The organism is Streptomyces sp. NPDC002790, assembly GCF_040295505.1.
GTDB lineage: Bacteria > Actinomycetota > Actinomycetes > Streptomycetales > Streptomycetaceae > Streptomyces.
Genome location: NZ_JBEOVM010000122.1, coordinates 1 through 18,594, shown reverse-complemented (window position 1 = coordinate 18,594; position 18,594 = coordinate 1). Strand labels below are relative to the sequence as shown.

Sequence of the window (18,594 nt, the reverse complement as noted above, 5' to 3'; positions counted from 1 at the left end):
GATTGAGCAGCGGTCGTGACGCCTCGGGGCTCTGCCCCGGACCCCGCCGCTCAATCGCCGCAGGGGCTTGATTGGCCTAGCCGAGCGCAGCGACGCCCGCCTGGGCGAACTTCTCATCCAGGTCCCCCGAAGGCGCACCGGCGACACCGATCCCCGCGATCGGCGCCTTGTCGACGGAAACCGGCGCCCCACCGGCAAGGAACAGCGTGCCGGGGATGTCCTTCAGGTTCGGCGTCTGCTCAAGCCGCTTCGTCAGCTCGGACGTCGGCGCGTTCCAGGACACCGCGGTGTACGCCTTCTTCACGGCGGACTCCGGCGACTGCGGCCCCGCACCGTCACCACGCAGCTCGACGATCGTGTTGCCGTTGCGGTCGACCACCGCGACGGAGACCTTCTGGTTCTCCTTCTTCGCGGCCTTCAGGACGGCCTCGGCGGCGTCGGTGGCGGCGCCCACGGTGAGGTGCTTGGACTCGAAGGTGTTGCCGGCCTTCGCGGCGGCGGGCTTGGCGGCGGCAGCCTGCGTGGCCGGCTCCGAGTCCGCGGCGCTCGCCGAGTACGCGCCGAACCCGCCGAGGGCGATGGCGGCGGCGAGGGTGGTGCCGGTGACGACGCGGGTGCGCTTCGAGATCTTCTTGGCGTGCTGCATGGGAACGACTCCTGGGTGAAGTGGCTGGGCTCTGCCTTCAACCCTGGGTCCGGAACCGGCCCCCACCCGTCCACGAACCGGCTGGAGGCAGCGTGCCGGGCGGTCGACGGCGGGGTCATCCGATCGGTTGACCCCAGGGGCGTACAACCCGGCGAGAATGGGATTGTTTGCCCAGGTCGACGCCGTGAGGAGGTGCAGGGGCCATGACCCGGAACCGGCCGGAGCGCGCCGCCGACGGCGTCCACCACAGCGACGGCTACGACACCGACATCCGCCGCCTCACCGCGGTCATGCACGCCTCGTTCTTCCTGCTCCTGGCGGTGGCCCTGGCCCGCTTCCTGCTGCGTCACTCGCACGACGGGCGCGCCCCGTGGATCGTCGCGCTCTCCGCGTTCCTGGCGCTCGTGTACGGGACCGGGCTCGTGCGGGGCGTCGCGGAGCGGGCCACGGTCGGGCAGCGGGTGTGGCTGACGCTGGTGGTCGTGGTGTGGGTGGTGCTCGTGGTGCTCGCGCCGAGCTTCGCGTGGTGCGCCGTGCCGCTCTTCTACACGGGCCTGCGCACGCTGCCGACCCGCCCCGCGCTCGTCCTGGTGGGGCTCCTGACGGTGCTCGTCATCCTTGCCCAGCTGCGGCTCGCCGGCCGCCTCGACCCGGACCTGCTGCTCGGGCCGCCGGCCGTCGTGGTGATCGCCACCGCCGTGTTCCTGCAGATGAAAACGGCAGGCCGCGCGGCAGCGCAGGCTCATCGACGATCTGATCCGCACCCGCCGCGAACTGGCCGCTTCCGAACGCCGCGAGGGCACACTCGCCGAGCGGCAACGGCTCTCCATGGAGATCCACGACACCCTGGCGCAGGGCCTGTCCAGCCAGCGGATGCTGTTGCAGGCGGCGCAGCGGGTGTGGGAGGCGGACCCCGGCAAGGCCCGCGCGCATGTCGGCACGGCCGCGTCGATCACCGAGCACAACCTCACCGAGGCGCGCCGCTTCGTGCACGATCTGGCCCCCGCCGATCTCGCGCACGGGCTGCTGGAGGCGCTGCGGGCGGTGGCCGCGCGGGAGTCGGGCGACCGGCTCACCGTCCAGGTCCGCGTCGACGACGACGGGCGCGCGGACCGGCTGCCCGACCGGGTGCGGTCGGCCCTGCTGCGGATCGCGCAGGGCGCGCTGGCCAACGTACGGGAGCACTCCGGGGCGCGTAGTGCCGTGCTCACGTTGACGTTGCTCGACGACCAGGTCGTGCTTGACGTCGCCGACGATGGGCGGGGGTTCGATCCGGCCGCGCTTCCCGCGGGGGCGTCCGGGGTGCGGGGGCATGGGATTCCGGCGATTCGGGCCCGGGTGCGGCAGCTTGGGGGCGGGTTGACGCTTGAGTCGGCGCCGGGCGAGGGGGCGGTGGTCTCCGCGGCGATTCCGTTGACGTCACGGGGCTCCGCCCCGGACCCCGCGCTTCAATCGCCGGCGGGGCTCAATCTGCCGAACCGGGATTGATGTACCGAACTGAACTGGAGCCCACCGTCATGACCACGCCCATTCGCATCCTCCTCTGTGACGATCACGTCGTCGTGCGGGCCGGGCTGCTCGCGTTGCTCGACAGCACTCCGGACATCGAGGTCGTCGGTGAGGCCGGGGCCGGGGAGGAGGCGATCGCGCTGGCCGCGAAACTCCGGCCCGACGTGGTCCTCATGGACCTCCAGCTGGGCGCGGGCATCGACGGCGTGGAGACGACCCGCCGCCTCACGTCGGGACCGGCGCCCACCCCGCACGTCCTGGTTCTGACCACGTACGACACCGACGCCGACATCACCCGCGCCATCGAGGCGGGCGCGACGGGCTATCTGCTCAAGGCGGAGCGGCCCGAGGAGCTGTTCGCCGCGATCCACGCGGCCGCGGAGGGCCGCACCGCTCTCTCCGCCCCGGTGGCCAGCCGCGTGATGGCCAATATGCGCAAGCCACGGCCCACCCTCACCGACCGCGAGCGCGACATCCTCGCCCAGTTGGCGCACGGCATCGGCAACCGGGAGATCGCCAAGGCCCTGTTCATCAGCGAGGCCACGGTCAAGACCCACCTGGGCCGGATCTACGACAAGCTCGCCGTGGACACCCGGGCAGGCGCCGTCGCGGTGGCGAAGGAACAGCGCCTGCTGCCGTGAGGACCGGGGTCCGCTGCCGTGAGAAGCGGGGCCCGCTGCCGTGAGGACCGGGCCACGGCTCCGTGAATCCGGCGCTCCCGCCCGTGACACCATCTCTACGTGCTCGACATCGGTTACGCCCTCTCCCGCCGCTTCCCGGACCCGCCGCAGCTGGACTACCAGCGCGCGGACGTCCGTACGCTGCGCCACGACCTCTTCTGCGGCGACGTGTACCTGGCCGACACCAAGGCCGACCGGGAGCTGTCCACAGCCTGGGGGTGGGTGCCGGTGCTCGACTTCGCGTGGGCGCTGTGCGACATCGTCGAGCAGCTGGACCGGGACCCGCGCGGCAGCCGCTCCGCGACCCCGCAGCACGCGGAACTGGACTTCACCGAGTCCAGCGACTGCATGCTCTTCGAGCGCCGCTTCGGGTGGGTGGACATCGCGGCCGACTGGATGCCGACCGAGGAGCCCCCGCTGAACTTCTCCCACTCCGCACTGCGCCGCGAGGCACGGGACTTCCTGCACGACCTGCTCGCCGACCTCACGGACCTGCACGAGGGCCTGGCCGACAACCCGGCCCTGTGGGACCTTCAGGCCCGCTTCCCCCGCATCCCGTAACCGCATCCCGCAACCGGCCCCGTACCGACCAAAGCGCGCCTACTCCACCCGCACCCCCAGCTCCGCCGCGAACACCCCGGCCAGGTCCATGAGTTGGGTCGGCGAGATCACCGCACCGCCCAGCCGGTCCACGCCCCGCGCGATCCCCAGCTCCGCCGCGTCCCGCAGGTCGACGTCCGTCAGGGTCGCCGCCGAGAAGTCGACGCCCTTCAGCACGCAGCCCGCGAACTCCACCCGCTCGAGGCGGGCGCCCCCGAAGTCCGGCTCCAGCAGCACGCATCCGTCGAACACGACGTCCTTGAGGCGCGCCTTCCGCAGGTTCAGGTAGTCGATCTTCCCGCCCTTGATCACCACCCGCTCCAGTGCCGCCCCGTGCAACTGCACCCCGCCGAGCCGGGCGTCGACCACCTCCACGTCCCGCAGCGACGCCCCCGCCAGGTCCGTGCCCACACCCCGCACGTCCCTCAGCACGGAGTCGATGAATCTGGCCCGCGCGAGGCCCGCCTCGTCGAGCGCGCACGCCTCCAGCGCGCAGTCCATGAACCGCGCCCCGACCCCCGCCTCCCCCGCGAAGTCGACGTCGCGGAACTCCACCCCGTCGTAGTCCCCGTCGGGTTCGAGGCCGCGCCCTTCCCACGGCGCCAACGGAGGCAGCCGCACCTGCGGCCGCCGTGCCTTCTTCACCTTCGCCGCGGCCGATCCCGCGGACCGACCCGTTCCACCACGCCTGTCGCTCATGACCCCATGCTGCCCGCCCCCACTGACAATCCCCGCCCGCCCCCAAGACCTGCACAAACCGCGCGATGTCACATCCGCGCCCGCCCCACACGTCGTACCCGTGAAGGCCGCCTCGAGCCACCCGACGACGTACGGAGTACCCCATGCGCCACCCCACCCCCGCCCTCACCGTCATCGGCGGAGGTCTCGCCGGTCTCACCGCCGCGATCACCGCGGCGGAGGCGGGCGCGCGCGTCACGTTGCACGAAGCGCACCACACCCTCGGCGGCCGGGCCCGCACCGCCGAGGGCCCCTACCTCACCCACGAAGGCCCGCACGCCCTCTACAACGGCGGCCCGCACTGGACCTGGCTGCGCCGGCGCGAGCTGCTCGGACCGCTCGCCCCGATCCCGCCGCTCGAAGGCGCCCGGCTGCGCTTCCACCGCGACGGCGCCGTGCACCGCACCCCGCCCGCCGCCCTGCTCCGCCTCCTGCGCCACAGGCCCGAACTCGCCCCCGTGGACGAGGACTTCACCACCTGGGCCACCCGCGTCGCGGGCCCGCACGCCGCCCGCGCCGCCGCCCACTACACGGCCGTCGCCCTGTTCCACCACGACCCCGGATCGCTCTCGGCCCGCTTCGTCCAGGAACGCCTGCGCCGCACCGCCAAGGTGCCGCCCGAGGCCCAGTACCCCGTCGGCGGCTGGTCCTCGGTCGTCGACCGGATGGCGTCCCGCGCCTGGAACCTCGGCGTACGCATGGAGACCCTCAGCCGGATCGACACCCTGCCCACCGACACCCCGGTCGTCGTCGCGACCTCGCTCGACGCGGCCCGCCGCCTCCTCAAGGACGACTCGCTCGTCTGGGACAGCGGACGTACGACGCTGATCGACCTGGCCGTACACAGTCGGCGCGGCGACGCCTTCGCGGTGTCGGGCCTCGACTTCCCGGCCTGGATCGAACGGTTCACCGCGCAGGACAAGTCCCTGGCCCCGCACGGCGAGAGCCTGATCCAGGGCCAGGTCCCGATCGCGCCCGACGAGTCCAAGGCGGACGGTTCCGCGCGCGCCGACGGCCTGTTCGACCTCGCGTTCCCCGGCTGGCGCGAGCGCACGACCTGGCGCCGCGACGCCCTCGCCCAGGGGCGCACGGGAGCGCTCGACCGCCCCGGCACGACCTGGCGCGACCGCCCCGCGATCGACCGCGGCGAGGGCGTCTACCTGGCGGGCGACATGGTGGCGGCGCCCGGCGTGCTCTCCGAGGTCTCCTTCACCAGCGCCATCGAGGCGACGACGCTGGCGTTGCGGCGGCCCGCCCTCACCCGCGGCCTCGACCTCAACCGAACGTGACGTCGAAGACCGGAGCAGAGCCGAGCCCCGCAACGTCACCCCGGTTCAGCTCAACCGCTTCTCGAACCAGTGATGCGCGTACGGCTCGTCGTTGAAGGCCTCGACCTCCTCGAACCCGAACGCCCGGTACAGCCCGATCGCCTCGCTGAGCGCCTTGTTGGTGTCCAGGCGCAGCACCACCGCACCGTGCCCCACGGCCCGCGCCTCCATCTCCGCCAGGAAACGGCGCGCAAGCCCGAGACCCCTCACCCGCGGCGCCACCCACATCCGCTTCACCTCGGCCGCACCACCCGGCGGAAGCTTCAGGCCGACGCAGCCGACCGGCTCCCCGTGCAGCCGCGCCACGACGAACCGGCCGTGCGGCGCCCGGAGTTCACCGGCGTCGGGGAGGAGGCTGTGCGCCGGGTCGAAGCCCGTGTCGAACCGCTCCTGGAGCTCGGCGAAGTAGCCGCGCAGGCACAGCTCCGCGTCGGGATGGTCCGGCGCGACCTCGTCCAGCGTGACCGTGCCGGCCGTGAGCAGCCGGTCCACCTCGGCCATGGCGGCGACAAGGCGGCCCCGCTGGGCGGGGCTCAGCGGAGCGAGCAGCGAGCCCGCGGCCTCGTCGCTGCGCCGGTCGAGCACGGCCCACTCGCCGCGCCCCCGCTCCGTGAGCCGCGCGGTACGCACCCGCCGGTCCCGCTCCAGCGGCTCCACCACCACGAGCCCGTCCGCCTCCAGAGCGCGCAGCAGCCGGCTGACGTACCCGGAGTCGAGCCCTAGCCGCTCCCGCAACTTCCGTACATCGAGCGGCGCTTCGGCCTCCCCGATCTCCCAGAGCAGCCGGGCCTGCCCGTAGGGCCGCTCGGTGCCGTGGAACCGCTCCTGGAGCACGCCGACGCGCTCACTGACGACGCGGTTGAACCGCCGCACCCGCGCGACGTCGCCGACGCCGCCGTCCCCATCCTCACGCATTCTCTGACCCTAGTCAGAGAATGCATCCTCGCGCCACCCTACGCGGCACCCACCGCCTTCAGCGCCTCGTCCGTCAGCCGGTACACCGTCCACTCGTCCTGCGGCCGCGCGCCCATCGCCTCGTAGAACTCGATGGACGGGGTGTTCCAGTTCAGCACCGACCACTCCAGCCGCTCGTACCCCCGCTCCACGCAGAGCCGCGCCAGCTCCGTGAGCAGCGCCCTGCCGTGGCCGCCACCGCGCGCGGAGGGACGTACGTACAGGTCCTCCAGGTAGATGCCGTGCACACCACGCCACGTCGAGAAGTTCAGGAACCACAACGCGAAACCGACCGGCTCCCCACTTTCCGCGTCCTCGGCGATGTGCGCGTACGCCGCCGGGCGCTCGCCGAACAGCGCCTCGCGCAACTGCTCCTCGCTCGCCCGCGCCTCGTGCAGCGCCTTCTCGTAGTCGGCGAGCTCGCGGACCATGGTGTGGATGACGGGGACGTCGGCAGGGGTGGCGGTACGAATCATGGCGGCAGACTAATCCGCGCCACTGACACCCGGCCGCCCGGGACTAACTCCCAGGGTGCGCGCGCAGCCGCCGCGCGATGTCCAGGTCCACCGCACCGAGTTCCCGCCCGTCCTCGATGTCCCACAGCGCGTTCTGGAGAACCCGGCCGAGCGTCCACGCCCGCGCCCGCTCCCGGTCGAGCCCCAGGACCCCGCTCATCGCGTCGAACCGCCACACCAACTCCTGCGGCTCATAACGGTTGTTCAGCGCGGGCCACAGGTCGAAACCCGGGTCACCGGCCAGCGGCTTCGGGTCGATCGCGAGCCACGGTTCGCGATCGGCGGCCAGCACGTTCTCGAAGTGCAGGTCCCAGTGCAGCAGCCGGTCCCCCGGCTCGTCCGCGACCTCCCGCACCGCGGCCGCGCAGTCGGCCAGCAGCGAGCGCTCCGCCGGGTCGGCCACCGGACGCAGCGCCTCCGGGGCGTCCGCGAGCATCCGCGCGGCGATGTCGGAGAGCCGCCGCATGCCCTCAGGGGCGGGCCCCGCCGTCAACCGCGCGAGCAGCTCGGCGATCACCAGGACCGCCTCGCGCGGGTCCGCCACGTCGCTCAACATCCGCTCGGATCCGAGCCGTTCGAGCAGCATCGTGCCCGTCCCGTCGTCGTACGCGAGGAGTCGCACGGCGCCGTCGCCGTCCCACGCCCGCAGCGCGACGGGCTCGCCCTCGGTCTCCTCGTCGAGCACCTGGAACTTGAGGACCGCCTGCCGACCGTCGCGCACCACGGGCACGACGAGCGCGGCCATCCCGTGCATCAGCGGCCCGTCGACCGCCAACTCCCAGCGCTCCAGAAACTCGTCCACGCGCGCGGGCAGCGCCGCGACGAACGCGCGGCCCGCCTCACCCGCGTACGCGTACTGCGACTCAACAAGGCCTGCGGGTACGTCGATCACGCAGCCGACCCTAATTCCCGCCCGGCCGTCGGATCCCGTCAATTTCCGGGAACCCCCGCGTCCTTGAGCACCTCCTCGAAGGCGTCCTCGTCGTACATCACGGCCGAGTCGAACGCGGAGGAGCGCAGCCCGTCGACCGTATCGGCGATCTTCAGCGAAATCTCGCGAGGAACCCCGGGCGTTCACGCTCGGGAGGAATCGCACGCCTTGGCCGACCGGAGGCGTAACGGACGGCATGCTCTTCACACCAGCCTGTGAGCCTGGAAGGCACGAACCAGCTTGCCGGGGACACGGTTCAGATGGCATTGACCGGGCTGGTTCGCGGATACGGCGGGGTGGCACACGGGGAGCTTCCCGGCCTCCATCGAGACACGCAATACGGTGTCGCCGCCCTTATCGAGCCGTAGCCGTCCCCCCCAGCGGGACGACCGCCACCGCAGCGACCCAGGGCCGCCCACAGGCGACATATGCCACGAAACCATCACCTCACCCCTCCCGCATTCCGTCGCGGCCCAGTAACGTCCCGCGCCATGAGCAACGGCATCAGTGGCCCCGGTGGCCCCCGCGACACCACCGGCACGATCAACGGCGGCATATCGTTCTGGTACGCGGACGACGGCATCCCGCTCACCCGCGACCCCCTGTCCGGCGACGCGAGCGCGGACGTCGTCATCGTCGGCGGCGGCTACACGGGCCTGTGGACGGCGTACTACCTGAAGCAGGCCGCCCCGTTCCTGCGGATCACGGTCCTGGAACAGAAGTTCTGCGGCTACGGAGCGTCGGGCCGCAACGGCGGCTGGCTCTACAACGGCATCGCGGGCCGCGACCGCTACGCCAAGCTCCACGGCCACGACGGAGCGGTCCGCCTCCAGCAGGCCATGAACGAGACGGTCACCGAGGTCATCGACGTGGCCCGCGCCGAGTCCATCGACGCGGACATCCACCACGGCGGCGTACTCGAAGTCGCCTACACTCCGGCCCAGTTGGCGCGCCTGAAGTCCTTCCACGAAACAGAACTCACCTACGGTGAGAAGGACCGCACCCTGCACGGCGCCCGCGAGACCGCCGACCGCATCCGCGTCGCCGGCGCCGTCGGCTCGACCTGGACCCCGCACGGCGCCCGCCTGCACCCGGTGAAACTCCTCAAGGGCCTGGCAGCGGCAGTGGAGTCCCTCGGCGTCACGATCCACGAATCAACGCCCGTCACGGAGATCAAGCCCAAGCACGCGATCACCCCGTACGGAACCGTCCGCGCCCCCTACATCCTGCGCTGCACCGAGGGCTTCACCGCCTCCCTCAAGGGCCAGCGCCGCACCTGGCTCCCCATGAACTCCTCCATGATCGCCACGGCGCCGCTGACCCCCGCCCAGTGGGAGTCCATCGGCTGGGAGGGCCGCGAAACCCTCGGCGACATGGCCCACGCCTACATGTACGCCCAGCGCACGGCGGACGACCGGATCGCGCTCGGCGGCCGCGGCGTCCCCTACCGCTACGCCTCCCGCACGGACAACGACGGCCGCACCCAGCCCAAGACCATCGAGGCGCTGTACGAGATCCTGACCCGCTTCTTCCCCCAGCTCGCCGGCATCCAGGTCGACCACGCCTGGTCCGGCGTCCTCGGCGTCCCCCGCGACTGGTGCGCCACCGTCACCCTGGACCGCTCGACGGGCCTCGGCTGGGCGGGCGGCTACGTCGGCTCGGGCGTCGCCACGACGAACCTGGCCGCCCGCACCCTCCGCGACCTCGTCCAACAGGACTCCGGCCAGTCGGGCCCCACCGACCTCACCACCCTCCCCTGGGCCAACCACAAGGTCCGCAAGTGGGAACCGGAACCCCTCCGCTGGCTCGGCGTCCACGGCATGTACGCCACGTACTACGCAGCCGACCGCCGCGAACTCACCACCCACACCCCGGACTCCTCCCGCCTGGCGACGTGGGCGGACCGGGTGGCGGGGCGACACTGACCGAGCAGCCACGCAACAAAAAGCCCAGGTCACACGCGGTGACCTGGGCCTTGCCGAGCCCCCTGTCGGATTCGAACCGACGACCTACGCATTACAAGTGCGTTGCTCTGGCCATCTGAGCTAAGGAGGCAGCCCGAGCAGTGTAACCAACCCCGGGCGTGCACCCATCGAAAATTTCCTCGAAGGTCACCTGCTCCCGGGTACTGACAAACACACTGCCCGCCGCTTAAGGTCCGAGCAGTTCACTCGCGTGGACTACACCAGTGCTTCACCGCCGTGGCACCGCCATGGCGGTTCACCTTCTTTACAACGGATCGTCCGGCACGTTCCTGCCGGTGAAGGGGGCTTCACAGCCATGGCTTCTGTCACGTTCGACAAGGCGACCCGTGTGTATCCCGGGTCCACCAAGCCCGCGGTCGACGGCCTGGAGATCGAGGTCGAGGACGGCGAGTTCCTCGTCCTCGTCGGCCCGTCCGGCTGCGGCAAGTCGACCTCCCTGCGGATGCTCGCGGGTCTCGAGGACGTCAACGGCGGTGCGATCCGCATCGGTGACCGCGACGTCACGCACCTGCCGCCGAAGGACCGGGACATCGCCATGGTGTTCCAGAACTACGCGCTGTACCCGCACATGTCCGTCGCCGACAACATGGGATTCGCGCTCAAGATCGCCGGCGTGAACAAGGCGGAGATCCGCACGAAGGTCGAGGAAGCCGCGAAGATCCTCGACCTCACCGAGTACCTGGACCGCAAGCCGAAGGCGCTCTCCGGTGGTCAGCGCCAGCGTGTGGCGATGGGCCGCGCGATCGTGCGTGAGCCGCAGGTGTTCCTCATGGACGAGCCGCTGTCGAACCTCGACGCCAAGCTCCGTGTCAGCACCCGTACGCAGATCGCCTCGCTCCAGCGCCGGCTCGGCATCACCACCGTCTACGTCACCCACGACCAGGTCGAGGCCATGACGATGGGCGACCGTGTGGCGGTCCTCAAGGACGGTCTGCTGCAGCAGGTCGACTCCCCGCGCAACATGTACGACCGCCCGAAGAACCTCTTCGTCGCCGGCTTCATCGGCTCCCCGGCCATGAACCTGGTCGAGGTCCCGATCACCGACGGCGGCGTGAAGTTCGGCAACTCGGTCGTCCCGGTCAGCCGCGAGGCGCTGAAGGCCGCATCCGACAAGGGCGACCGCACGGTCCACGTCGGCGTCCGCCCGGAGCACTTCGACATCGTCGAGACGAACGGCGAGGCCGCGAAGTCCCTCGCCAAGGACGTCTCGGACGCCCCGGCCGGCCTCGCGGTCTCCGTGAACGTGGTGGAGGAGCTCGGCGCCGACGGCTACGTCTACGGCGCCGCCGAGGTCAACGGCGAGCACAAGGACCTGGTCGTCCGTGTGAACGGCCGCCAGGTGCCGGAGAAGGGCTCCACGCTGCACGTCGTGCCGCGCGCCGGCGAGACCCACGTGTTCTCTGCCTCCACGGGCGAGCGCCTCTCCGACTGACGGCCGCACAGGCCGCGCACGCCGCACGCGCCGCACGCGCCGCACAACCGACCGCGAGGGCCCCGCACTTCGGTGCGGGGCCCTCGCGCGTCCACGCGTCATTGTCGACAAATACCCCGACAACCCGGGCATTTGGCCCAGCAACGTCAACACGTATGCAACAAAACCTCTTTGCTCGTCCCTCATCAGAGTGACCAAATGTCGCCAAATCATCACCGAGCGCTACGCTCACTCGCGTGACGCACTCTGCCAACTACACCCAGAAGTCGCGCCGAGCTCGGGGCCGGGGCCCCGCCCGCCGCGCCGCCCGTACCCTCGCCTTCGTCCTGCCGGTGATGCTGGTGCTCTCCGGGACGCTCGCGGTCACCCGGGTCGACTGGTCCGGGAACTCCTCGGACTCGGTCCTCACGGCCTCATCACAGGACGTCTCCAAGCGCGCCAAGCCGCGCGCCCCCCAGGACGTACTGCGTGACCGCCTCCTCCTCGAACTCCAGGAGGAGAACCCCGGCGTTGCACTGACTCACCTCCAGCAGGAGATCGACCGCCGCCCGTCGCTCGCCCGGCACTGCATGGCGATCGCCAGGGCTCTCGGCCGGGCTGCCGTGGAGACCTACGGTCCGGCGCGCGCGCAGGCCTTCTCCCGACCTGTCTGTGACACCTCGTTCGCCTCGGGTGTGGCCGGCTTCCGGGCCTGAGCACCGGACCGGCCCCGAGCCGTGAACCGGTCCCGAGCCGCACTCGACCGTCGAGCCGTCGGCATCCCCGCGGGTCGTGCGCACGTACAGTTCCGGTCATGACGACCGCTGAACCGTCCGCGCACGGCCCGCATCCGTACCCCCACCGCCCCACCCAGGCCGTGGTCCTGGCGGGCGGCCAGGGCTCGCGGCTGCGCCCGTACACCGACGACCGGCCCAAGCCGATGGTGGAGATCCCCGGCACGGGCACACCGATCATCGGCCATCAGCTGACCTGGCTCGCCGAGGAGGGCGTCACGGACGCCGTCATCTCCTGCGGCCACCTCGCCGAGGTGCTCCAGGAGTGGCTCGACCAGGCGGAGTTGCCGCTGCGGGTCACCACGGTCGTCGAGAAGGAGCCGCTCGGCCGCGGCGGCGGCCTGAAGTTCGCGGCCTCCCACCTGCCTCACCAGGAACAGCCCTGGTACGCCACGAACGGCGACATCTGGACGCGGTTCTCGCTGCGCGAGATGGCCGACTTCCACCACGAGCGGGAGGCCACCGCGACCCTCGCCCTCGCCCGCCCGCGGATCCCGTGGGGCGCCGTGGAGACGGACGCGTTCGGCCACATCACGGACTTCATCGAGGCGCCGCCGTCCCCGTATCTGATCAACGCGGGCGTGTACGTCTTCTCCGCCGGGTTCGCCTCGCTGCTGCCGGACCTCGGGGACCACGAGCGCGCCACGTTCCCGCGCCTTGCCCGCGCCAAGCGGCTGGCCGGCTTCCAGCTCCCGCAGGGCGCGTACTGGCGAGCGATCGACACGGCGAAGGACCTCACGGAAGCCGCGAAGGAGCTCGCCGCCCAGGGCCGTTGAGCCCGCTTCTCGTCGTACGTACGTCGATGGGGCCCCGCACGTGAATCGTGCGGGGCCCCATCGACGTACGGGGAGGAAGCGGGCGTCAGTGGCCCAGCAGTCCGCCCACCAGGCCGGGCTTCTGGCTGTCCTGGCCGCCGGACGAGGTGCCGCCCGAGCTCGGCGAGCCGCCGGTGCTCGCAGGCGGCTGCTGTTGCTGCGGCGCCGACTCCTGGGGCGGGGCCTGGCCCGCGGTGGTGCCCTGGGTCGGCGTCGTCGGGGTGCCGCTCGTGGCGCCCGTGCCCGTACTCGTGCCCGCGGTCGCGCCGGCGGAGCTGGGGGTACCGGACGGGCGCGATGTGGCGCCCCGCGTCGGCGCGTTGGAGGACGAGGCCGACGGGCTCTTGCTGTGCTGGCGCTGCGGGGCGCTGCTGCCGGGCTCGGAGGGGAGCGGGGAGCCGGGCACCTCGTTGCGGGGCGCGTCGCCGGGGCCCGGGGCGGTGACCCGGTCGGCGTCGCGGACGGCGCCGCCGAGGACCGAGCCGATGAGCAGCGTGCCGCCGATGACGAGGGTCGCGACGACGGTGCCGCGGCGCAGGACGTAGCCGCGCAGGTCCCACAGCGCGGCGCGCGGTCCGAGCCGCCGCCAGGCGCCGCCCGCGAGCCGTCCGTCGATGGAGTAGACGGGGGCACCGGCGATGATCAGCGGGGACCAGGCGGCGAGGTAGATGATGTCGGGCGCGTCGTAGGCGGGGAGGGTCTTCCAGCTGACGGTGACGAGCAGCGCCGCGGAGAGCAGCGCGCCGACACTGGCGGCGATCCGCTGCCACAGACCGAGGACCGTGAGGACGCCGACGATGACCTGGAGGAAGGCGATCACGAGGCCCGCGCCGACGGGGTGCTGGAGCGCCCAGTCGCGGAGCGGTTCGGCGAGGGCCCAGGGGTGCAGCGAGTGCAGCCACTTGACCATCGAGCCGCGCTCCCCGCCGTCGAAGTAGACGGGGTCGCAGAGCTTGCCCATGCCGGCGTAGATGGAGATGAAGCCGAGGAAGACGCGCAGCGGGAGCAGCACGACGCCGAGGTTCATCCGGCGGCCGGGGTAGTAGGCGTGCCGGACGGGCCCGTAGCGGCGGGCGGCGGTGGTCTCGCCGTCGGCGCCGCCGTCCCTGCCGCCGTCCGGCGAACCGATCTGTACGTCGAACCCGTCGTCCCCGTACGGGATTTGGTCGAGCTCGCCGGACTCCTCGAAGGCGCTGCCGGAGTGGCGCATGCGCGGCAGGATCCGCGTGGCCTGGTCCGTCTCGCCCGTGGGTGAATCGCGGTAGAGGCCGAGGTCGTCGGCGAAGTCGCGCTCGTCGACGCGCGGGATGACCTGGGTGGCGGTGCCTTCGTCCGGTTCGCCGGAGCGGCGCGCGCCCTGCAGGAGCCCGCTGGTGTCGAGGCCTCCGCCGGCTCTGACGACGGGGCGGCGCCTGGCGCCGGGCGTCCCTGCCGCGGTGATGACGGGGATGCGGGCGGTCGCCGCGTCGGCTCCGGCCACGCCCGTGGCGCTCAAGTGCCGTGAGATGCGCGGGAGTTGCGGCTGCTGCGCCGTGGGGAGCCGCACGCGGAAACTCGCGTGGTTGACGATGACCTGCGCCGGATCGCACGGAACCTTCACCATGCTCAGCGCTGGACCTTCGTCGAATCCCGACGTGCGGTCACCCGAGGGTGTGCGGGGCGTTCTGGTGTCCACACTCATCTAACCGAGTGATGAGTGTTTAGGACACTGCCTCAGCGCCACCGAAATGTCCGGGCCCCGTCAAAGATCCCGTCAGGGATCGTGGGGCCCGGACAGGGGGCGCGGTCAGCCGCGGCGGCGGGCCGCCTCGTACAGCACGATGCCCGCGGCGACACCGGCGTTCAGCGACTCGGCGCCGCCCGGCATCGGGATGCGGACGCGGTAGTCGCAGGTCTCGCCGACCAGGCGGGACAGGCCCTTGCCCTCGCTGCCGACGACGATGACGACGGGGCCGCCGAGGGCCTTCAGGTCACCCACGGTGTGCTCTCCGTCGGCGGCGAGGCCGACCACGGCGATGCCCGCCTTCTTGTACTGCTCCAGGGTGCGGGTCAGGTTCGTGGCGCGCGCGACCGGCGTGCGCGCCGCGGTCCCGGCGGACGTCTTCCACGCACCCGCCGTCATCCCGGCCGCGCGCCGCTCGGGCACGACGACGCCGTGGCCGCCGAAGGCGGAGACGGAACGGACGACGGCGCCGAGGTTGCGCGGGTCGGTGACGCCGTCGAGCGCGACGATCAGCGGGTCGACGCCCGCGTCGTACGCGGCGCCGGCGAGGTCCTCGGGGAACGCGTACTCGTACGGCGGGACCTGGAGGACGAGGCCCTGGTGGTTGAGCCCGTTGGTCATGCGGTCGAGCTCGGGGCGCGGGGCCTCCATGAGGTGGATCCCGCCGCGCTCACCGGCGACCTGGAGGGCCTCGCGCACCCGCTCGTCGTTGTCGATGAACTGCTGCACGTACAGCGTCGTGGCGGGCACGCCGCCGCGCAGCGCCTCGACGACCGGGTTGCGGCCGACGACCATCTCGGACGCGGACTTGCCGCGCGGACCGCCGGTGCGGTTCGTGGGGCGGCCTGACTGGGCACGCTTGGCCTTGATCTTCGCGGCGTTCTGCTTGGCGTGACCCTTGCGCATCTCGGCGGGCGGCGTGGGGCCCTTGCCCTCGAGGCCGCGGCGCCGATTGCCACCGCTGCCTACCTGCGCGCCCTTCTTGCCGGACATGCGGCGGTTGCTGTTGGCGGCCATGACCTACCTGTCTCTTACGGAGTCTGTGGGTTCTGCGGGTTATATGGGTGCGTACGTCTATGAAGTGTGCCGCCCGAAGCGCCGGGCAGCACATTCGGCTGCTCGGCGGTGGTCAGCCGAGCGTCCAGCGCGGCCCCGAAGGGCTGTCCTCGATGGTGAGACCGGACTGCTTGAGCCGGTCGCGGATGGCGTCGGCGGTGGCCCAGTCCTTGCGGGCACGGGCCGCCTCGCGCTGCTCGAGCAGGAGCCGAACGAGGTGGTCGACGACGCCGTGCAGCTCGCCGCCCGAGCCGGTGTCCGAGCCCGCCCACTGCTCGTCGAGCGGGTCGAGGCCGAGGACGCCGAGCATGGCGCGCACCTCGGCGAGGCGGGCGACGGCGGCTTCCTTGTCGTCGGCGGCGAGGGCGGAGTTCCCCTGCCGCACCGCGGTGTGCACGATGGCGAGGGCCTGCGGAACGCCCAGGTCGTCGTCCATGGCGTCGGCGAACGCGGGGGGTACCTCGGCGGCGGGCGCGACCGTGCCGCCCGCCAGCTCGGTCACCCGCTGCACGAAGCCCTCGATCCGGGCGAACGCCGACTCGGCCTCGCGCAGCGCGTCCTCGCTGTACTCGATGGTGGAGCGGTAGTGCGGGGTGCCGAGGTAGTACCGGAGCACGATGGGGCGCCAGTGCTTGACCATCTCGCTGACGAGGACCGAGTTCCCCAGCGACTTCGACATCTTCTCGCCGGACATGGTGACCCACGAGTTGTGCGCCCAGTACGTCGCGAAGTCGTCGCCGAAGGCCTTGGCCTGCGCGATCTCGTTCTCGTGGTGCGGGAAGATCAGGTCGATCCCGCCACCGTGAATGTCGAACGCGGACCCCAGGTACTTGTGGGCCATGGCGGAGCACTCCAGGTGCCAGCCGGGACGGCCCCGGCCCCACGGCGTCTCCCAGCTGGGCTCGCCGGGCTTGGCGGCCTTCCACATGGCGAAGTCGCGCGAGTCCCGCTTGCCGGTCTCGCCCTCGCTCTCGGGCTGGAGCAGGTTGTCCAGCTCCTGGTTCGACAGCTGCAGGTAGCCGGGGAAGGAGCGGACGTCGAAGTACACGTTCCCGTCGGACTCGTACGCGTGCCCGCGCTCGATGAGGCCGCGCATCATCTCGACCATCTCGGTCACGTGCCCGGTGGCACGCGGCTCATAGGTCGGGGGCAGGCAACCGAGCGCGGTGTACGCGTCGTTGAACGCCCGCTCGTTCTCGTACCCGATCGACCACCAGGGCCGGTGCTGCTCCCCGGCCTTCTTGATGATCTTGTCGTCGATGTCCGTCACATTGCGCACGAACGTGACGTCGTAGCCGCGGTACGTGAACCAGCGGCGCATGATGTCGAAATTGAGCCCCGACCGGATGTGCCCGATGTGCGGGGCCGCCTGCACCGTGGCGCCACACAGGTAGATCGAGACACAGCCCGGTGTGAGGGGCTCGAAGTCACGGATCTGCCGGGCGCTGGTGTCGTACAGGCGAATAGTCACCCCTCCAGGGTAGTAGGCCCAGACCCGTGCCATGGCCTCCGGCGGCCTTCGAGCCCCTGCTGCGATCGAGCAGGCATCTCCAGCCCCGCACTTGTGACGAGAGCCCGCGGGGTCCGGGGCGGAGCCCCGAGACCGCACCCCGCTCGTCAGACAGCTGGGCTGACATGGCCTCACTCCGTTCGCACGGGTGTCACGAAGCGGGCGAGTCCCGCCGCCACCAGCGGTACCGCCGCCAGCGCCGACCACAGGGCGGGCGCGGGAAGGGTGAGCAGCGCGCCCGTTCCGGCGCTCCCGGCCAGCACGGCGAGTCCCGACACGGAGGACAGCGCCCCCGTCGCGAGGCCCAGGTGCCGCTCGTCGACCAGGTCAGGGACGAGCCCGCGGGCCGCCGGGACCAGCAGCATCTGGCCGAGCGTGAGCAGCACGACCAGCGCGCAGGCGGGCAGCAGCGCGTACGGGGTGCGGCTCGGGAGGTACGGGGCCGTGGCCGCGACCGTCGCGAAGCCCGCCGCCACGAGCAGCAGGCCCACGGTCAGCGCGGTCCGCGGCGCGATCCGGGCCGCGGACCAGCGGGTGACGGGCAGCTGGGCGCCGACGACGAGCAGCGAGGACAGCGCGAAGAGGAGGCCCACCGCGTCCTGCGAGCCGGTGGCGCGGGTGAGCTCCACGGGCAGCGCGAGATAGAGCTGGTTGTAGGCGATGAGGTAGCCGCTGTACGCGAGACAGAGCGCGAGGAAGCGGGGGTTCGCGAAGACGGCGCGGCCGCCCTTGACGCGGCACGTGCCGGGGGCGCGCTCGCGGCGCGGCATCAGGCGCGCGTGCCCGGCGAGCACCCCCACGAAGACGAGCGCGCCCGCGAGGCACGCGGCGCGGAACCCGGCGTACAGCAGCGCGGTGCCGAGCAGCGGCCCGAGGAACGCGCCGGCCTGCCCGGCCGCCGAGAAGACGCCGAGCACCTGGGCGCGCGGGACGCCGGTGGCGCGCTCGTGGTGGACGGCCTCGCGGGCCGCCTCCGACTCGACGGCGGGCGAGAACAGCGCGGCGGCGAACCCGACGAGGACGACCGCGGCGATGACGGTGGCCGTGCTGTCCGCGAAGGCGAGCCATACGAATCCGGCGATCCGGAGCAGGCATCCGGCCAGTACGACGGGCCGGGGCCCGAACCGGTCGGTGAGCGCGCCTCCGACCACGAAGAGGCCCTGCTGGCTGAACGTACGCAGGCCGAGGACGAGGCCCACGGCCCAGCCGGCGAGGCCGATGGTGTTGGCGAGGTGGGTGGCGAGGTAGGGGAGGACGGCGTAGAAGCCGAGGTTGAAGGCGAGCTGGGTACCGGCGAGCATCCGTAGGTACCCCGGCAGCCCCCGCAGCACCGTGGTTGCGCCCCCGGGGCTCCGCCCCGGCCCCCGCACCTCAATCGCCGGCGGGGCTTGATAGATCA

16 protein-coding genes, 1 tRNA gene and 1 pseudogene are annotated in these 18,594 nt (G+C 72.0%); 8 read left to right on the top strand and 10 right to left on the bottom strand.

Features of this window, described 5'->3' with window-relative positions; genetic code table 11:
- Nucleotides 1–76: 76 nt before the first annotated feature.
- Entirely contained in the window at nucleotides 77–646 is a 570-nt protein-coding gene (locus tag ABT004_RS31580) for a GlcG/HbpS family heme-binding protein (RefSeq protein ID WP_351343475.1), read from the bottom strand.
- 203 nt (nucleotides 647–849) lie between these two features.
- On the opposite strand from ABT004_RS31580, the pseudogene ABT004_RS31575 reads away from it, so the two are divergent.
- The 3 genes and pseudogenes from ABT004_RS31575 to ABT004_RS31565 all read left to right on the top strand — a co-directional run bounded on the left by ABT004_RS31575 (nucleotide 850) and on the right by ABT004_RS31565 (nucleotide 3,396).
- Nucleotides 850–2,134: pseudogene (locus ABT004_RS31575) on the top strand (sensor histidine kinase).
- 29 nt (nucleotides 2,135–2,163) lie between these two features.
- A complete protein-coding gene (locus ABT004_RS31570; protein WP_351343474.1) occupies nucleotides 2,164–2,796 on the top strand; it encodes a response regulator in 633 nt (210 codons plus the stop codon).
- A 99-nt stretch (nucleotides 2,797–2,895) separates the two neighbouring features.
- On the top strand, nucleotides 2,896–3,396 hold the full coding sequence (locus tag ABT004_RS31565; protein WP_351343472.1) for a hypothetical protein: 501 nt from the start codon (nucleotides 2,896–2,898) through the stop codon (nucleotides 3,394–3,396).
- A gap of 39 nt (nucleotides 3,397–3,435) precedes the next feature.
- Here the strand turns inward: ABT004_RS31565 and ABT004_RS31560 are convergent, their stop codons facing one another.
- Complete coding sequence (locus tag ABT004_RS31560) at nucleotides 3,436–4,134, bottom strand: pentapeptide repeat-containing protein (RefSeq protein ID WP_351343470.1); 699 nt, start codon at nucleotides 4,132–4,134, stop codon at nucleotides 3,436–3,438.
- Nucleotides 4,135–4,277: 143 nt separating this feature from the next.
- On the opposite strand from ABT004_RS31560, the gene ABT004_RS31555 reads away from it, so the two are divergent.
- Nucleotides 4,278–5,462 (top strand): NAD(P)-binding protein, encoded by a 1,185-nt coding sequence (locus ABT004_RS31555; RefSeq protein ID WP_351343469.1) that lies wholly within the window; start codon nucleotides 4,278–4,280, stop codon nucleotides 5,460–5,462.
- 45 nt (nucleotides 5,463–5,507) lie between these two features.
- On the opposite strand, the gene ABT004_RS31550 is transcribed toward ABT004_RS31555, so the two are convergent.
- Genes ABT004_RS31550 through ABT004_RS31540 form a run of 3 tightly spaced genes read right to left on the bottom strand, consistent with a single transcriptional unit; the run spans nucleotide 5,508 to nucleotide 7,877 of the window.
- Nucleotides 5,508–6,416 carry a bifunctional helix-turn-helix transcriptional regulator/GNAT family N-acetyltransferase gene (locus tag ABT004_RS31550; protein WP_351343467.1) on the bottom strand — a complete coding sequence of 303 codons (909 nt, stop codon included), beginning with the start codon at nucleotides 6,414–6,416 and terminating at the stop codon, nucleotides 5,508–5,510.
- 38 nt (nucleotides 6,417–6,454) lie between these two features.
- Nucleotides 6,455–6,931 (bottom strand): GNAT family N-acetyltransferase, encoded by a 477-nt coding sequence (locus ABT004_RS31545; RefSeq protein ID WP_351343465.1) that lies wholly within the window; start codon nucleotides 6,929–6,931, stop codon nucleotides 6,455–6,457.
- 43 nt (nucleotides 6,932–6,974) lie between these two features.
- Nucleotides 6,975–7,877 carry an aminoglycoside phosphotransferase family protein gene (locus tag ABT004_RS31540; RefSeq protein ID WP_451193653.1) on the bottom strand — a complete coding sequence of 301 codons (903 nt, stop codon included), beginning with the start codon at nucleotides 7,875–7,877 and terminating at the stop codon, nucleotides 6,975–6,977.
- A 515-nt stretch (nucleotides 7,878–8,392) separates the two neighbouring features.
- Here ABT004_RS31540 and ABT004_RS31535 point away from each other — a divergent pair.
- Nucleotides 8,393–9,826: an NAD(P)/FAD-dependent oxidoreductase gene (locus ABT004_RS31535; RefSeq protein WP_351343461.1), complete on the top strand. Its 1,434-nt coding sequence runs from the start codon at nucleotides 8,393–8,395 to the stop codon at nucleotides 9,824–9,826.
- Between the two features lie 56 nt (nucleotides 9,827–9,882).
- Here the strand turns inward: ABT004_RS31535 and ABT004_RS31530 are convergent.
- A tRNA-Thr gene (locus ABT004_RS31530) sits at nucleotides 9,883–9,956 on the bottom strand.
- Between the two features lie 225 nt (nucleotides 9,957–10,181).
- On the opposite strand from ABT004_RS31530, the gene ABT004_RS31525 reads away from it, so the two are divergent.
- The 3 genes from ABT004_RS31525 (at nucleotide 10,182) to ABT004_RS31515 (ending at nucleotide 12,867) form a co-directional block, all read left to right on the top strand.
- Nucleotides 10,182–11,318 carry an ABC transporter ATP-binding protein gene (locus tag ABT004_RS31525; RefSeq protein ID WP_351343459.1) on the top strand — a complete coding sequence of 379 codons (1,137 nt, stop codon included), beginning with the start codon at nucleotides 10,182–10,184 and terminating at the stop codon, nucleotides 11,316–11,318.
- A 236-nt stretch (nucleotides 11,319–11,554) separates the two neighbouring features.
- Nucleotides 11,555–12,013: a hypothetical protein gene (locus ABT004_RS31520; protein WP_351343457.1), complete on the top strand. Its 459-nt coding sequence runs from the start codon at nucleotides 11,555–11,557 to the stop codon at nucleotides 12,011–12,013.
- Between the two features lie 98 nt (nucleotides 12,014–12,111).
- Entirely contained in the window at nucleotides 12,112–12,867 is a 756-nt protein-coding gene (locus ABT004_RS31515) for a nucleotidyltransferase family protein (protein ID WP_351343455.1), read from the top strand.
- Between the two features lie 85 nt (nucleotides 12,868–12,952).
- On the opposite strand, the gene ABT004_RS31510 is transcribed toward ABT004_RS31515, so the two are convergent.
- From ABT004_RS31510 to ABT004_RS31495, 4 genes are all read right to left on the bottom strand, one after another.
- Nucleotides 12,953–14,581, bottom strand: a complete 1,629-nt coding sequence (locus tag ABT004_RS31510; protein WP_351343479.1) for a DoxX family protein — start codon at nucleotides 14,579–14,581, stop codon at nucleotides 12,953–12,955.
- A gap of 111 nt (nucleotides 14,582–14,692) precedes the next feature.
- Nucleotides 14,693–15,646: a 23S rRNA (guanosine(2251)-2'-O)-methyltransferase RlmB gene (gene rlmB, locus ABT004_RS31505; protein ID WP_351343453.1), complete on the bottom strand. Its 954-nt coding sequence runs from the start codon at nucleotides 15,644–15,646 to the stop codon at nucleotides 14,693–14,695.
- Between the two features lie 112 nt (nucleotides 15,647–15,758).
- A complete protein-coding gene (gene cysS, locus ABT004_RS31500; RefSeq protein WP_351343451.1) occupies nucleotides 15,759–17,156 on the bottom strand; it encodes a cysteine--tRNA ligase in 1,398 nt (465 codons plus the stop codon).
- Nucleotides 17,157–17,326: 170 nt separating this feature from the next.
- Nucleotides 17,327–18,565 carry an MDR family MFS transporter gene (locus ABT004_RS31495; protein WP_502966974.1) on the bottom strand — a complete coding sequence of 413 codons (1,239 nt, stop codon included), beginning with the start codon at nucleotides 18,563–18,565 and terminating at the stop codon, nucleotides 17,327–17,329.
- Nucleotides 18,566–18,594 lie beyond the last annotated feature (29 nt).

Coding starts and splice junctions, on each gene's coding strand:
- ABT004_RS31580 (WP_351343475.1), bottom strand. CDS start 646: ATGCAGCACGCCAAGAAGATCTCGAAGCGCACCCGCGTCGTCACCGGC.
- ABT004_RS31535 (WP_351343461.1), top strand. CDS start 8,393: ATGAGCAACGGCATCAGTGGCCCCGGTGGCCCCCGCGACACCACCGGC.
- ABT004_RS31515 (WP_351343455.1), top strand. CDS start 12,112: ATGACGACCGCTGAACCGTCCGCGCACGGCCCGCATCCGTACCCCCAC.
- rlmB (WP_351343453.1), bottom strand. CDS start 15,646: ATGGCCGCCAACAGCAACCGCCGCATGTCCGGCAAGAAGGGCGCGCAG.
- ABT004_RS31525 (WP_351343459.1), top strand. CDS start 10,182: ATGGCTTCTGTCACGTTCGACAAGGCGACCCGTGTGTATCCCGGGTCC.
- ABT004_RS31545 (WP_351343465.1), bottom strand. CDS start 6,931: ATGATTCGTACCGCCACCCCTGCCGACGTCCCCGTCATCCACACCATG.
- ABT004_RS31555 (WP_351343469.1), top strand. CDS start 4,278: ATGCGCCACCCCACCCCCGCCCTCACCGTCATCGGCGGAGGTCTCGCC.
- ABT004_RS31570 (WP_351343474.1), top strand. CDS start 2,164: ATGACCACGCCCATTCGCATCCTCCTCTGTGACGATCACGTCGTCGTG.
- ABT004_RS31550 (WP_351343467.1), bottom strand. CDS start 6,416: ATGCGTGAGGATGGGGACGGCGGCGTCGGCGACGTCGCGCGGGTGCGG.
- ABT004_RS31560 (WP_351343470.1), bottom strand. CDS start 4,134: ATGAGCGACAGGCGTGGTGGAACGGGTCGGTCCGCGGGATCGGCCGCG.